The 14,606-nt window shown below is 74.2% G+C and carries 12 protein-coding genes; 8 read left to right on the top strand and 4 right to left on the bottom strand.

Annotated elements, in window-relative coordinates; all coding sequences use genetic code 11:
- Positions 1-60 precede the first annotated feature (60 nt).
- Positions 61-945 carry an N-formylglutamate amidohydrolase gene (locus MF408_RS05030; protein ID WP_240250488.1) on the top strand — a complete coding sequence of 295 codons (885 nt, stop codon included), beginning with the start codon at positions 61-63 and terminating at the stop codon, positions 943-945.
- Between the two features lie 180 nt (positions 946-1,125).
- On the opposite strand, the gene MF408_RS05025 is transcribed toward MF408_RS05030, so the two are convergent.
- Positions 1,126-1,500: a VOC family protein gene (locus MF408_RS05025; protein ID WP_240250487.1), complete on the bottom strand. Its 375-nt coding sequence runs from the start codon at positions 1,498-1,500 to the stop codon at positions 1,126-1,128.
- A 305-nt stretch (positions 1,501-1,805) separates the two neighbouring features.
- Between MF408_RS05025 and MF408_RS24980 the strand changes: the two genes are divergently transcribed.
- From MF408_RS24980 to MF408_RS05015, 3 genes are all read left to right on the top strand, one after another.
- A complete protein-coding gene (locus tag MF408_RS24980; RefSeq protein WP_345893849.1) occupies positions 1,806-1,988 on the top strand; it encodes a DUF6767 domain-containing protein in 183 nt (60 codons plus the stop codon).
- Between the two features lie 55 nt (positions 1,989-2,043).
- The gene (locus MF408_RS05020; protein WP_240250486.1) at positions 2,044-2,580 is read left to right on the top strand and encodes a DUF222 domain-containing protein; all 537 of its coding nucleotides are present in this window, start codon (positions 2,044-2,046) and stop codon (positions 2,578-2,580) included.
- A gap of 284 nt (positions 2,581-2,864) precedes the next feature.
- Positions 2,865-3,557, top strand: coding sequence for a hypothetical protein (locus tag MF408_RS05015; protein ID WP_345893848.1), 693 nt, complete (start codon positions 2,865-2,867; stop codon positions 3,555-3,557).
- Here the strand turns inward: MF408_RS05015 and MF408_RS24975 are convergent.
- A complete protein-coding gene (locus MF408_RS24975) occupies positions 3,542-6,562 on the bottom strand; it encodes a S8 family serine peptidase (RefSeq protein ID WP_275693436.1) in 3,021 nt (1,006 codons plus the stop codon). The genes MF408_RS05015 and MF408_RS24975 overlap by 16 nt on opposite strands.
- Before the next feature lie 55 nt (positions 6,563-6,617).
- On the opposite strand from MF408_RS24975, the gene MF408_RS05000 reads away from it, so the two are divergent.
- From MF408_RS05000 to MF408_RS04985, 4 genes are all read left to right on the top strand, one after another.
- The gene (locus MF408_RS05000; RefSeq protein ID WP_240252218.1) at positions 6,618-7,454 is read left to right on the top strand and encodes a hypothetical protein; all 837 of its coding nucleotides are present in this window, start codon (positions 6,618-6,620) and stop codon (positions 7,452-7,454) included.
- 83 nt (positions 7,455-7,537) lie between these two features.
- Positions 7,538-8,491, top strand: a complete 954-nt coding sequence (locus MF408_RS04995; protein ID WP_240250485.1) for a helix-turn-helix domain-containing protein — start codon at positions 7,538-7,540, stop codon at positions 8,489-8,491.
- 76 nt (positions 8,492-8,567) lie between these two features.
- Positions 8,568-9,959: a 4-alpha-glucanotransferase gene (gene malQ, locus MF408_RS04990; protein WP_240250484.1), complete on the top strand. Its 1,392-nt coding sequence runs from the start codon at positions 8,568-8,570 to the stop codon at positions 9,957-9,959.
- 28 nt (positions 9,960-9,987) lie between these two features.
- Positions 9,988-10,632 carry a hypothetical protein gene (locus MF408_RS04985; RefSeq protein WP_240250483.1) on the top strand — a complete coding sequence of 215 codons (645 nt, stop codon included), beginning with the start codon at positions 9,988-9,990 and terminating at the stop codon, positions 10,630-10,632.
- 20 nt (positions 10,633-10,652) lie between these two features.
- On the opposite strand, the gene MF408_RS04980 is transcribed toward MF408_RS04985, so the two are convergent.
- Entirely contained in the window at positions 10,653-10,802 is a 150-nt protein-coding gene (locus tag MF408_RS04980) for a hypothetical protein (RefSeq protein WP_240250482.1), read from the bottom strand.
- A gap of 141 nt (positions 10,803-10,943) precedes the next feature.
- Positions 10,944-14,030, bottom strand: coding sequence for an EAL domain-containing protein (locus MF408_RS04975; protein WP_240250481.1), 3,087 nt, complete (start codon positions 14,028-14,030; stop codon positions 10,944-10,946).
- Between the last annotated feature and the right edge of the window lie 576 nt (positions 14,031-14,606).

The following is a 14,606-nucleotide window of genomic DNA, read 5'->3' as shown; positions in this document are numbered from 1 at the left end:
TCGTGCTGGGGGGCGGAGCTGGCCGATGGGCCGCCCGCGCCGGACACGCGGCTCGCCCGGGTGCAGGCGCTGCGCAGAGCGCTCGACCGCGGACTGCTGACGGAGGAGCAGACGTCGCTGTTCCTGGACCGTGTCCTCGACTTCGAAGGGGCGGGGAACGCCTCGGCGAGGGTGCGCGTCGGTGCGCTGACCTCGCCGGTGGTGCTGCACGTGCCGCACGCGTCGACGTACGTCTCGCCGGACGCGCGCCGCTCGATCATGCTCGACCACGAAGAGCTGGCGGTCGAGCTCGCGCACATGACCGACCTCCACACGGACGCGATGGCGGAGGCGGTGGCCGCGACGACGAGTGGCGCGGAGCCGTGGCTGTTCGTCAACGAGCGTTCGCGGCTGGTCGTCGACCCGGAGCGGTTCACCGACGAACGGGAGGAGATGCGCGCGGTCGGGATGGGTGCGGTCTACACCCGTACGTCGCACGGCCGCGTGCTCCGCGAGCCGGACCCGGCAGGTGAGGCCTGGTTGGTCGAGCGGTACTTCGCGCCTTATGCCACCGCCCTCGCCGACCTGGTCGACGAGCGGCTCGCCGTCGCCGGCCGTGCGGTGATCATCGACCTCCACTCCTACCCCAGCCAGCCGCTGCCCTACGAGCTGCACGGAGACCAGCGCCGGCCGGAGGTCTGCCTCGGCGTCGACGAGCAGCACACGCCGGCGTGGCTGCTGGAGGCAGCGGAGAGGGCGTTCGCGTCGTACGACGTGGTCGTCGACGAGCCGTTCGCCGGGACCTACGTGCCGTCTCGGCACCACCGGCGGGACCTCCGGGTCGCGTCGCTGATGGTGGAGGTGCGGCGCGACGTCTACATGCGAGAGCCGGGCAGTGCGACGCACGACGGGCTCGAGGCGTTGGTGAGCGCGATCGTCGCGCTGGTCGGAGGTGTGTCGGGGTGAGGCTCGCCGGGATCATCACGCGGCGCAGGTTCATCAAGGTATGTCGACGAACTCGCACCTCCCTCGGCGTACCCGCCATGGGAAGCGCCGGGTCACCTACATCCCTTGATGAATCTGACGACTCGAGTGGTCGGCGGAGCTGCGGCGCACCTCGGCGACGACTTCAGCTTTCGCTGCAGCTCAGCGCCTCGCCGCTGGCTCGAACAGCTCGATGACGTTGCCGGACGGGTCCTCGACGAGGATCTGCTGACCGCCAGGGCCGGTCACGATGTCGTTGCGGAACGGGACGCCGTTGTCGCGGAGCGCGTCGACCAGGGCGGGGAGGTCCTCGACCTCGAGCACGAACCTGTTCCAGCCGCCGGGTGCGGGCCGGCGGCCGTCGGGCATCGGCCGGGCGGCTGAGGAGGTCGGGCCGGCGAGCCACAGGGTGAGGTCGGCGCGGGACAGGATCGCGATCGCAGGCTCGTGGAGCTCGCGCACCGTGAAGCCGAGGTCGTCGGTGTAGAACCGGACGGCCTCTGCGACGTCGTCGACGAGGTAGCGGACCGAGGTCATCGACCCATCGTGCGACTGCTGCTGGATCGTGTCCACCGGGTGCGGCGGTGGCGCAGGTTCATCAAGGGATGTCGCTCGACCTGCGCCTCCCACGGCGTACCCACCGTGGGGAGTGCAGATTCGTCGACATCCCTTGATGAACCTGCGCATCCGCGGGGCGGGTGCCGCCTGACGAGACCCCGCGTCCCGGGCCGCGCCTGCCCCTCCGCAAACCCCACCGCCGCCCGGCCCGGCCACTCAGGACCTTCGCCCCTACGGCGCCACCGCGCGGCCGGCGACGATGGAGACGACGCGAGGGGAGTGGGATGGCGCCGGATGCGAAGTGCCCGTTGCGGCCGGGGGACATGTGCACCTTGTGCGTGCCCGGGGCGACGGGACCGCAGGACTGCCCGACGGTCGCGGAGGTGATGCGCGACCTGGACCTGCGCGCGCGGCTGGCGGAGCTGCGGGCGGAGTACCTGGACGAGGTCCGGGGCAGCAGGGCCTGATTTCTTAACCAAACGGAGTGTCGACAATCGAACACGCGTTCGGTAGGATGGGCGCATGCCTACTCCCGACGCCCGCTCCTCGGCCGCTGCAGCGGTCGAGACTGCCGCGGCGGTGGCGCAGGTCGACTGGGACGCCGTGGGCGGGCAGGACCTGCTCGAGGTCGCGGTGCTGCTCGGGAAGGTCAAGAACCAGGCGGACGCCGCCCTGGTGCGGATCACCGAGCGGCTGGGTGCCACCGGCTCCGCCGAGGCCGCGGGCTGGGCCTCGACCAAGGACTTCCTCACCCACGCCCTCGGTGGCCGCAAGGGTGCCGGCGCGGCCTACGACCGGGTCGCCAAGCAGACCGCCGACCTGCCGGTGGTGCGCGCGGCCATGAGCGCCGGCGACCTCTCCCTGGCCCAGGCCGGCGCGATCGGCGGGCGCGTCGCGACCCTGCCCCCAGGTACCCAAGCTGCGCATCGGCGCGGCGGAGGTGCTGGTCGACCTGGCCCGCACCAAGGGCCGCGACGCCACCGACCTCGACCAGGCGTTCCCCGGCGTGGTCAAGGAGCTCGACCCCGACGGCCGGGTGCTGGGCTCGGACCGCGATAAGGAGCTGGAGGAACGCGGCGTCCACCACGCCCGGTTCCTCTCCTTCACCAACGACACCCTCGGCGGCGTGCGGATCAAGGGCTACGCCAGCCTCGAGGAGGCCGAGCTGGTCAAGGCCACCCTGATGCCCCTGGCCGCACCCGTGGTCACCGAGCGCGGCGCCTGCGGCGGCGACCCCGACAACATCAGCCGCTTCGACGACCAGGGCCGCCGCTTCGGACGCCCCCTGCCCCACCCCCGGCTGCGCGCACGACGGCAAGGACCCGCGCGACGCCGGCGCCCGGATGTGGGACGCACTGGTCGAGACCTGCGACCGGCTCCACGCCACCGACTCCCTGCCCCACGCCCACGGCTCCACCGCCCGGATCTTCGTCACCACCACCCTCGACGACCTCCGCCAACAACTCGCCGACCACGCCGCCCACGCGACCGGCCACACCGCCGACGGCCGGGGACCGCGCCGCGGACGTCAACCCGGCATCGGCGGCACCCTGCCCTCCGGGGAGACCCTGTCCGCAGCCGCCGTACGCCGCCTGGCCTGCGACGCCGAGATCATCCCCCGCCGTCCTCGGCAGCGACAGCCAGGTCCTCGACGTCGGCCGCGCCAGCCGCCTGGTCACCGCCGCGATCTGGCTCGCCCTCGTCCTGCGCGACCAGCACTGCGCCTTCCCCGGCTGCAACCGCCTCCCCATCGCCTGCGACGCCCACCACATCCTCCACTGGGCCGACGGCGGACCCACCAGCCTCGACAACCTGGTGCTGCTGTGCCGCAAGCACCACACCCTCGCCCACCGCACACCATGGCAGGTCCAGATCGATCCCGGCACCCGCCGACCTGTCTGGACCCCACCACCACCAGTCGACGACACCAGCAGGTGCTCCTACCGCCCCGCCCAACGACCACCACCCAAGGTCGCATGAGGGACGACCGCGCCCGTGGACGCGGGCGCGGCCGCCCGCCCTACCGGACGACGTAGGCGCGGATCACCTTCTGCCGAAGCGTGCTGCCGCGACGGTCCGTCGCGCTCAGCCGCAGCGAGACGAAGCGCGCCGACCGGCGGTGCTGCACCGACGCCGTGTAGTCACCGCCGCGCGCCCGGCGCAGGTCGCGCACGCGCTGCCACGTCCGGCCGTCGTCGTAGGACACCGACAGCACCGCCCGGGAGACCGGCACCTTCGTGGCACCACCGGGACGACTGAACGACAACCCGATCCGGTGCCGGCCGCGACCAGCGCGGTTGCGGAGGTCGAGGTCGAGGTCCCAGTCGACCGACAGCATCGGCTCCACCCGGCTCTTACCCTCGGCCGGCCGGCGCGACACGAACGTCCACTCCGAGCGGGTCCGCGTCGACAACCGCGTCCCGACCGAGCGGTTCTCCGCGTCGTAGACCACCCGGTACGTCGCCCGCGACGGCGCCGCCTCGAACGTCAACGGCGTCGCGTCCATCGTCGTCGAAGCGACCAGCTCACCGCCACGGAACACCTTCGCCTCGCCGGCCACCGATTCCTCGAACCAGCCGCTGCCCGCGCCGGCGAAGTGGCCGCCGCTGTCGACGAAACCGAGGGAGAGCTCGACGACGTCCCCGACGCGGGTCGGCGGGTAGGCCCGGTCGACGCCCAGCGCCACCGGCTGCTCCAGCCACGACTGCCGGTAGCGGCGGCCGGCGGCGTACGAGCGCGGCGCAGCGGAGAAGTGGAGGTGGTGGACCGGGTCGTAGGGCCCGAACAGGCCGCCGTTCTGCCGCTCCGGCGTCGTCAGGTGGCGAGACCACCGCACGCGGCTCGGCGTCAGGTACGTGACCTGGTTGCGCGGCGCGTCACGCACCGGCACGATCTGCGACCCCGAGCTCCGCTGCCACGGCTGGAACGGATACCACGTCTGCTCCATCGACGCCGTCGCCGCGACCTGGCTGTGCAGCGCCGACGTCACCGTGGCCAGGGAGCGGGTGCGGGCCACGTGCCGCAGGTCGCGGGAGATTCCCGCCGCTCGGTGACCATCAGCTCGTAGGAGTACGGCGGCGCCGCGACGCCGCGGGCGTCCGCACGCACCCGGCCGGACCGCAGCGCCCGGAGCAGCGCCCGTCCCCTCCTCGTGGGAGATCCGGGCGGTCGGCACCGCGAGCGGCTCGGTCGTCGGGCCGGTCTCGAGGCTCGACCCCGGCCGGTCGTGGTGCACCAGCACCAGCGCGGCGCCCGCCCCGGCGGCGTTGTTGGCCTGCTCCGCCACCGGGATCTCGTCGGAGCGCTCGACCAGCGCGATCCGGCCCTGCAGCCGCAGCCGGGCGACGTCCTCCTCGCGGCCGAGCCCGGCGTCGACGACGTCGGCCCGCAGCCGGCCCTCGAGCATCGGCAGCTGGTGGGAGAAGTCGGCGAACGAGGTCTGCGGGTAGTACTGCGGGTCGACCGGCACCGGCCGCTTCCCGCGCACGTCGAGGGTCAGCTGCGGGGGCTCGAGCCGCCAGCGGGTGTAGGCGTCGAACTCACCAGTCGCCACCCGCTCGGTCGGCTGGAGGAACAGTCGCTCGTCGATCACCGCGCCGGGCCAGTTGGAGAGACCGACCTCGACGTCGGCGCCGTACTCGGGTGTCCGGTGGAAGGCGATCTCCATCGCGCCGCCGACGTTGGCCTTGGTCGGGTGGTCGGGGGTGCGGACCTTCACCTCCTTCGCCTTCCGCGCGTCCAGGACGACCGTCGTCGGACCGGTCACCTCGATCTCGGGGTCGCCCGCGAGGCTGCGGTTGAGCGCCGGGCCCCAGCTGTCGGGCGCGACGTCGGACGGCATCGTCTCGACGATGCCCATCACCGAGTAGGTGCCCGGCGGCACCAGGACGCAGGTCGAGCCGGCGTAGGGGTTCTCGTCGCACGGCGCGGCCGGGTCGCCGGTGAAGCTGCGGAGCGCGCTGACGGTGCCGTCGTCGACGTTGACGATGCTCGCCGTGCCGCGGGCCTTGCGGCCGTCGCGGGCGATGCCCTCGACCCGCAGCTCGAACAGCTGCCGCTCCTGGTGGAAGCTGACCGGCGTCCGCACCACGGTGCCGTCGGCGGCCTCCGCGACCAGGAGGCCGTTGTAGCGGCCGGGTTGGCCGGTCGAGGTGTCGAGCACGACGTCGACGTCGGCGGTGCCGCCGGCGGGCACCGTGACCGACCGCGCCGACGTGGTGACCGTGCGCGCGGGTGCCGGCTTGCCGGTGGCCATCGCGACGTCGACCGCCAGCTCCAGCTCGACGTCCGTCGCGCCGTTGTTGTGGTAGGTGACCGTGCGGCGCACCGGCTGCCGCTCGTCGTGCGGCCAGCGGAGCAGCCCGAAGCCGACGTTGCCGGGCGCGGCGAAGACCGGCTGCTCGAGCGCCCGCTCGACGTCGACCCGGCCGGTGCCCTGCTGGTTGATCGTGTAGTCGGGGTGGGGGCGGGCGGTGGCCATCAGCCAGCCCTTGAGCTCCTCGGGGCCGAGGTCGGGCTGCGCCTGCAGCAGCAGGGCGGCCGCGCCGGTGACGTGGGGCGCGGCCATCGAGGTGCCGTCCGCCCCGCTGTAGAGGTCGTCGACCGGGAAGCCCATCGACGTGCCCTGCGCACGGGCGGCGACGATGCTGATGCCGGGCGCGGTGACCTCGGGCTTGACGCCGTAGGTCACCGCCACCGGGCCGCGGTTGGAGAACCACGCGAGCCGGTCGGACTTGTCCACTGCGCCCACGCCGAGCGCCGACGGCGCGGCGGCCGGGTGCCCGATGCACTCGTCGCAGCCGGCGTTGCCGGTGGACGCGACGAACAGCGTTCCGTGCTCGGCGGTCAGCCGCTCGACGGCGGCGTCCATGATCTCGCCCTCGGCGGGGTCGGTGGTGCCGAGGCTCATGTTGACCAGGTCGGCGTCCTGCTCGGCGGCCGCCCACTCCATGCCGGCGATCACCCAGGAGGTGTAGCCCTCGCCCTTGTCGTTGAGCACCTTGCCGCTGACCAGGTCGACGCCGTCGGCGACGCCGCGCAGCCGGCCGTCGGATCCCCGCGCCGGTGCCGGCGATGGTGGAGGCGACGTGGGTGCCGTGGCCCGCGCCGTCGCGGGCGGTCTCGGTGTCGGTGAAGTTCTGCTCGCCGGTCACGACCTCGGCGAGGTCGGGGTGCTCGCGGTCGACGCCGGTGTCGAGCACGGCGACCGTGACGCCGCTGCCGTCGAGCCCGGCCTCCCACGCGGTGGGGGCGCCGATCTGCGGCACGCTCTCGTCGAGGGTCATCTCGACCCGGCCGTCGAGCCAGACCTTGTCGACGTCGCCGAGCGCGGTGGCGCGCTGCCGCCCGCGGTCGACCGCCGCGGCGAGGCCGGCCAGCCGGTCGCCGAAGGTGTCCGCGCGCTCCTTGTCGAGCTCGACGCCGACACCGTCGATGCTCTCCAGCCGCACGGTGACGTCGGTGGTCGGCACGTCGGCCTGCGCGCCGTCGCGGTGGGTCACGATCAGCGGCAGCTCCTCGACCGTCGCGTCGTCGTAGCCCTGCTCGATCAGCCCGGTCACGTTGAACAGCTCGGGGTCGAGCCGCTCCGGCACCAGGGCCTGCACGTCGTTGGGCACGACGAGCAGGTCGTCGCCGCGCTCGATGGTGAGGAAGCCGGTCGAGGTGCCGGGCGCCGCGGCGACGTCATACGTACGCCGTCCGCCGGGGTGCTCGGTCACCGTCACCACGTCGCCGGTCACCAGGGTGACCTGCTTCGCGCCGCTCGTGGGGGAAGCGGCGGGTGCTGCCGGCCCTGCCGGCCGTGTCGGCGCGGAAGCCCCGGCGGGCGCGTGGCCGCCGGCCGGTGGCGCGGAGGCCGGGGAGAGAGGAGGACGAGGGTGACTGCGGCGGCCGAGAGGCACGCGAGGGTGCGACGCATAGGGGAGGTCTAGTGGCCGGAGGTCCCGCCGGTCCATCGCTGGCGGTGTCCGGTTCCGGTCATGACGAGAAGCAGCCATCGTGGGACCATGGCGGTGTGCTGCAGGCGGTAGGGGTGTCGGCCGAGGACGAGGCGGTCTACCGCACGCTGCTGCGCACGCCGGAGTGCACGGTGCGCGAGCTCGTGGAGGCCAGTGGCCGCGACCGGACCGCCCTCCGACGGTCGCTGACCCGGCTGGAGGACCTGGGCCTGCTCAGCCGCACCGCCCACCGCCCGGCGCGGCTGATCCCGGCCCGCCCGGACGTCGCGGTCGAGGTGCTCGTCGCCCGGCAGCAGGCCCAGCTGGAGCGCACTCGGTCGGCCGCCCGCGCGCTGGTCGCGGAGATGCGGTCGCCGGCCCGGCTGCGGCCCGAGAACCTGGTTGAGGTCATCGTCGGCCAGCAGGCGATCGCCAACCGGTTCGTCCAGCTGGTCAACGGCACCGAGAGCGAGGTGCTGGCGCTCGACCGGCCGCCGTACGCCGTCCGCCAGGAGGACGCCGGCCCGCACGTCCGCGGCCGGCTGGGCGTGGGGGTGCGGGTGCGCGGGATCTACGCACCGGAGTCGCTGGAGCTGCCGGGCGCGCTGGAGGAGGCGATCCGCTCGGCCGAGGACGGCGAGGAGTCGCGGGTGCACCCGCAGGTGCCGATCAAGCTGACGATCTCGGACCGGTCGGTGGCGCTGCTGCCGCTCGCGATGGACGAGGTGCGCGGCAGCGCGCTGGTGGTGCGCGAGAGCGCGCTCGTCGAGGCGCTGGTGCAGCTGTGGCACCTGCTGTGGGAGCAGGCGGTGCCGATCGTGCCGGGGACGGCCGACGGCGAGCCGGTGACCGACAGCAGGCTGCTCACCCTCCTCGCCTCCGGCATGAAGGACGAGGCGATCGCCCGCCAGCTCGAGCTCAGCAGCCGAACGGTCGGGCGCCGGGTCGCCGACCTGATGGAGACGCTCGGCGCGCGCACCCGCTTCCAGGCCGGCGTCCAGGCCGAGCGGCGGCGGCTGCTCGGCGGCTGACCGCCGGCGGCCGCCGGGAGCCGCTGGGCTCCCGGCTACCCTCGACAGCCCCTGACCCGAGGAGCCGAGGAGCGCGATGCCCGAGCCGACCGGACCGCTCGCCGTACGCCGCGCCGGTGTGCTGCTGCACGTCACGTCGCTCCCGTCGGGCGACCTCGGTGAGGACGCCTACCGGTTCGTCGACTTCCTCGCCGCCGCCGGGTGCTCGGTGTGGCAGGTGCTGCCGCTGGTGCCGACCCACGAGGAGGGCTCGCCCTACCAGTCGCTGTCGGCGATGGCCGGCAACCCCGACCTGGTCAGCCGGGCGGACCAGGAGGCGCAGGGGCTGGCGCGGCTGGCCGACCTCGACGAGGCGCGCACTGCCGCGTTCGGGTCGTGGTGCGCCGACCAGCAGGAGTGGCTGGAGCCCTACGTCGAGTTCACCGCGCTCCGCGAGCTCCACGACGGTGCGCCGTGGCACCGGTGGCCGGCGCCGCTGCGCGACCGCGACCCGCGGGCCGTCGCCACCGCCCTCGCCCCGCTGGCCGGCCGGCTCCAGGAGCTGCGGTTCGAGCAGTGGGTGTTCGCCGAGCAGTGGGGCCGGCTCCGCGGCTACGCCGCGAGCAGGGGCGTGCTGCTCTTCGGCGACCTGCCGATCTTCGTGGCGCTCGACAGCGCCGACGTGTGGGCCCACCGCGACCTGTTCCAGCTCGACGCGACCGGTCGCCCGGTGACGGTGTCGGGCTGCCCGCCGGACTACTTCGCCGAGGACGGGCAGCGCTGGAACAACCCGCACTACGACTGGGACGCGATGGCCGCCGACGGCTTCGCCTGGTGGCGGCGCCGGATCGCGCGGCAGCGGGACCTGTTCGACCTGGTGCGGATCGACCACTTCCGGGGGTTCGAGGCCGCCTGGCAGATCCCCGTCGACGCCCCGACCGCCCGCGAGGGCCGGTGGGTGCCGGCGCCGGGGGAGCAGGTGCTCGCCGCGCTGCTGGAGGCGGCCGGCCCCGGGACGCTCGTCGCCGAGGACCTCGGACTGATCACCCCCGAGGTCGACGCGCTGCGGCTGCGGTTCGGGCTGCCGGGGATGAAGGTGCTGCAGTTCGCCTTCGACGGCGACCCCGGCAACACCCACCTGCCTGCCCACCACGGCGAGCTGAGCGTCGCCTACACCGGCACCCACGACAACGACACGACGCTCGGCTGGTGGGAGGAGCTCGACGAGGCCGTGCGGCAGCAGGTGCGCGGCCAGCTGCCCGAACCCGGCGAGCCGATGCCGTGGGCCCTGGTGCGGCTGGCCCTGCGCTCGACCGCCCGGCTGGCCGTCGTACCGGCCCAGGACCTGCTCGGCCTCGGCAGCGAGGCCCGCATGAACACCCCCGGCACCGACGAGGGCAACTGGGCCTGGCAGGCGCCGGCCGGCGCCTTCGACGACGCGCTCGCGGAGAGGGTGCGGGCGCTCGTCGAGGAGGCCGGCCGGGCCTGACGGCGCCCGGTCGAGGGAAGCTGACCCGATGAGCGAGACCGAGCCGCGGCCCTCGCCGTACCCGTCGCCCGCGACCTACCGGCGCTACGACCCGCAACGCGAACGCTGGCGGTTGCGTCGTCGCGTCGCCACCTTCGCCGCCGGGGTCGCGGTGGCGGTCGGAGGCGTGGGCGCGGTCGGGTGGCTCGGTGTCTCGGCGCTGCTCGGCGCCGACGACGTTTCCGCTCCGGCCGAGGCGGCGGAGGCGGTCGAGGCGCCGGCGGGCGCGACGACGCCCGACCTGTTCACGACCGACGGTACGGCGGCCCTGGTCGCGGCGCTGCGGGAGGAGGCGGGCTCGTCGACGGTGACGGGCGCGGTCGTCCACCGGGGTTACGCGTTCGTGATGATGCCACCGCGCGGGGACGGCCCGAGGGGCTACTACTGGGACGGCCGGCGGCTCACGGCGTCGGACGCCGCCCTGACGCGGGGCCGGTCGTTCGAGCTCGCCGCCGTCGACGGAGCGGCACTCGCCGGGCTCTGCACGGCCGACGGGACCAGCGAGCCGTCGGCCGACTGCTGGGCCGAGGTCCTGGTGGTGCCGGGCACGACGGAAGTCGGGTTCCGGGCGTGGGGACCGCACCTGCCCGGCACCGGCCGGTGGGCCGACCTGACCGGACGGCCGCTGGGTTGAGAAGGCGGGTCGAGCAGCCGTCAGGCGGAGCGGCGGCGCGCCAGGCGCTCGCGCTCGAGGTCGCGCTGGGCGCGGCGGTACTCCACCTCGAGGATCAGCGCCACCCGGGCGGGGCGCAGCGCCCGCACCGAGGTGCGGTGGGCGAGGCGCCTGCTCTCCTGGGTGGTCATCGTTCTCCTCGGTCCTGCTGACGGACGACCTGTGCTCGTGGTAAGAGCCTAGGGTCGCGGCCTTATTCCCCACTACCGACTTTCGGATGGTTCTGGTAGTGGGCAGGTCCGACTCACGTAGGAGCGAGGGCGGCGCGACTCCTACCCGGGGACGACCTCGAGGCGGGGCCAGGGGCGCAGCACGGTCAGCAGGTCGGCCAGCGGCATCGGCCGGTGCAGCAGGTAGCCCTGGGCGAGCAGCCCGTCGGTGTCCGCGCGCAGGACGGCGAGCTGCGACTCCCGCTCGATGCCCTCGACGACGACGCCGAGACCGAGCGACCGGCCCATCAGCGTGACCGACCGGAGCAGCGCCGCGGCCCGCTCGTCGGTGTCGATGCCCTGCGACAGGCTGGCGTCGGCCTTGATGAAGTGCACCGGCAGGTCGTGGAGATAGCTGATCGAGGAGAACCCGGTGCCGAAGTCGTCGATCGCGATCTGCACGCCCATGGCGGCGACGGCGTGCATCGACGCGAGCACCGTCGCGTCGATCTCGATGCCCTGCCGCTCGGTGATCTCGAGGACCAGGCCGACGTCGCCCATCCGCTGGGTGGTGCGCCGGACGGTGTCGACGAAGGACGGGTCGCTCAGCTGCCGCGCGGAGATGTTGGCGCCCATCAGGAAGTCGCCGGCCACCCGGCTGCGGAGGGTGACGGCGTCGGCGGCGACCCGCGCCAGCACGACCTCGCCGAGGTCGACGATGAGGTCGGTCTCCTCGGCCACCTTGATGAACACGTCCGGCGCGACCGGGCTGCCGTCCCGCTGCCACCGGGCCAGCGCCTCGGCGCCGATGATCCGGCCGGTGCCGGCCTCCACGACCGGCTGGTAGACCACCTCGATCTGCTCCGCGGCGACCGCGTCCCGCAGGTCCTCGACCAGGGCGAGCCGCTCGAGCCGGGAGTGACCGATCGCGTCCTCGTACTCCACGACGCGCGCCTTGCCGCGGGCCTTGGCCTCGTACATCGCGAGGTCGGCCTTGCGCAGCAGGTCGGTGGCGCGGTCGCCGGGCTCGGCGTACGCGATGCCGGCGCTGGCGCCGAGCCGCACCGGCTCGCCGCTGACCACGACGCCGGCCTGCACCGCGCGGAGCAGCCGGTCCCAGACCTGGTGCACGCGGCGCGGGTCGGCGTCCTCGAACAGGACGGCGAACTCGTCGCCGCCGAGCCGGGCCACGGTGTCGGTCGAGCGCACGCAGGAGCGCAGCCGGCCGGCGAGCTCGACGAGGACGGTGTCGCCGGCGGCGTGCCCGAACCGGTCGTTGACGGGCTTGAACATGTCGAGGTCGACGAAGAGCAGCGCGACCCCGGTGCCGTCGCGTCGCGCCGCCGCCAGGGCGTCGGTGAGCCGGTCGAGCAGGATGCCGCGGTTGGGGAGGTCGGTCAGCGGGTCGTGGCGCGCGACGTGCACCATCTCGCGGGTGAGCGCGAGCCGGGCGAGCGCGTCGGAGGCGACGGCGGCCAGCGCCCGCAGCGCCTCCTCGTCCGCGGTGACCGTCGACCGGGCCCGGTCGAGGGCCTTGGCGACCACCCACAGCGGCACCGTGCCGCCGTGGACCTCCGCGCCCACCTCGTTGCGGCCCGGCGGCGTCGGTCGCACGTGCACCCGCTTGAGGTGCAGCAGCTCACGGGCGTCCTCGGCGAGCGCGTCGAGCACCTCGCCCTGGTCGTCGAGGGTCTGGGCGCGGACGGCTGCGGCGAACAGCACGTTGAGGCGGCGCGCGTTCTCCCGGCTCCGGTTGACGCCCCAGGTGGCGACGAGCAGCGTCACCAGCGGCACCGCCAGCAGGACGAGCATCCACTCCGGCGCCGACCGGTGCACCACGGCGCCGAGGTAGCCCAGGGTGTCGAACGGCACGAAGCCGGCGACCGCGATCAGCGTGCCGCGCTGCAGGAGGTGGCGCTGCACCGGCGTGGCGGAGTCGATCGCGACCGACACCGCCGACGTCACGTAGTCGGTGGCGAAGTACGCCGACGCCGCGAGCAGCACGGCCCCGAGCTCGCGCGGCGTGGTCAGGGTGTCGCCGCGGACCGCTGTCAGGACCGTCGAGGCCAGCCCGCCCGCGGCGATGCCGACCCCGATGTTGAAGACCTTCGAGGTCCACCGCTTGCCGGTGAGGAGCTGGGTGAGGATCACGCCGACCGACCAGACGAGCAGCGCGTCGTGGGCGTCGAGCGTGCAGAGGAGGAACATCAGGATGCACGAGTCGAAGCCGACCTCGATCCCGCCGTCGCGGCTGTCGATAACCATCGGGAACCGGGCGACGAGCACGATCAGCGGGACGCCGAGGGCCCCGAGGAGGGAGGGCTCGAAACCGTCGCGCGCCACGCCGGCCAGCGTGGCGACGAGGACGGCCAGGCCGGCGGCGAAGACGGCGAGGTCGAACCACCAGCTGCGTGACGTGGGGAAGCGGGCGGGCGGAGCGGGCAACGGAGGATCCCAACCGAGACGGTGCGCGGACCTCACGAGTGTCGCTGCCACTGCGCGGCGCGTCCGGCGTTCGGCGAGGTGCGGACCGATCGGCGGACCGACCGGCCCGATGTGACTAGGTGCCGTGGTGTGCCTGGCGGTCAGCCGCAGTTGTCGCAGATGCCGGTGGCGGGCAGCACCATGAAGCAGGTGGGGCAGACCTTGACCGTCGGCGCGGCGGGCTTCGGCTCGGCCTTCGGCCGGGGAGCGCGCGGCTGCCGGACCCGGACCGGCTTCGGCTCGGCCACCGGCGGCGGGGGCGGCGGAGGCGGTGGCACCCAGCCCGGCGGCACCGGGTCGTCGACGCCGAGACCGGCCAGCACCGCCGCCGCCTCGGCGGTCGGGCGGTGCTTGGGCTTGGTGACGATGTCGTAGGGCGACGCGCCGCCCTCGAGGAAGGCCTGCGCGTCGGGGGTGCAGCTGCGAGGGGATCCGCCGGTGCCGCCACCGCTGCGGCGCGGCGCCGCGCTGGGTGATGGTCACCAGGTCGGGCCGGTTCCACCCCACCAGCGCCCAGTCGTTGGTGGTGCCCACGGCCCACACGGCGCCGGGGTTGTCGCCGAGCCGGCCGGCGGCGCGGAGCGCGATCCGCTCGGGGTTCTGGAACCGGCCGGTCACGTGGAGCACGCCCGGCACCGGGAAGGTGACGTCGTACCCCTCGTCGCGGAGCAGGTCGGCCGCGGCGGTGAGGTGGGCGGGGGGCACGTCGGGGGTGGTCTCGTCCATGGCTTCCTGCGACGGTAGCGCGGCCTCCCGCCGCCGGGTCAACCGGGTGGTTCGTGGCGGCCCGGACGGTTGTCCACAGGCCGGCGGAGGGCACTGGCGGAGCGCCCCGTCGGGAGCGCAGAGTCGAGCCATGTCCAACACGCGGAAGCCCAAGCGCAGCAGTCGTCCCCGTCCCCGGCCGCCCGCCGTGTCGGCCGAGCAGGGCCGGCTGCTGGGGCGGATCGTCGCCGTCGACGATGCCGAGCGGCGCGGCGACGCCGAGGCCGCCCTCGACCTGATTGACCGCTGGCTCCACGGGCCCGACGGCAAGGTGTTCTGGCGGCCCCTGGCGGATCATGCGGCTGGCGCAGCTGTCGACGTTCGGCCCGCTGCTGCCGAGCTGGGTGACGTCACGGTGGCTGGTCGAGCAGGCCTTGCAGGACCTCGACCGCGCCGAGGACCGGGCGATGGCCGCGGCGCTGGCCACCGCGATCGAGCTCCAGGGCGGCGAGGCCAACGTGCTCCGGCCACCGGGGGAGGACGCGGGCACCAAGGTCATCGACCACGACTGGGTGTTCCGCCAGTGCCTGCTCTACG

Origin of the sequence: Nocardioides sp. TF02-7 (genome assembly GCF_022437945.1) — a bacterium.
Classification (GTDB): Bacteria; Actinomycetota; Actinomycetes; order Propionibacteriales; family Nocardioidaceae; genus Nocardioides.
Note: the sequence above shows the minus strand (reverse complement) of the source record. Positions and strands in the feature narration are given on the sequence as shown.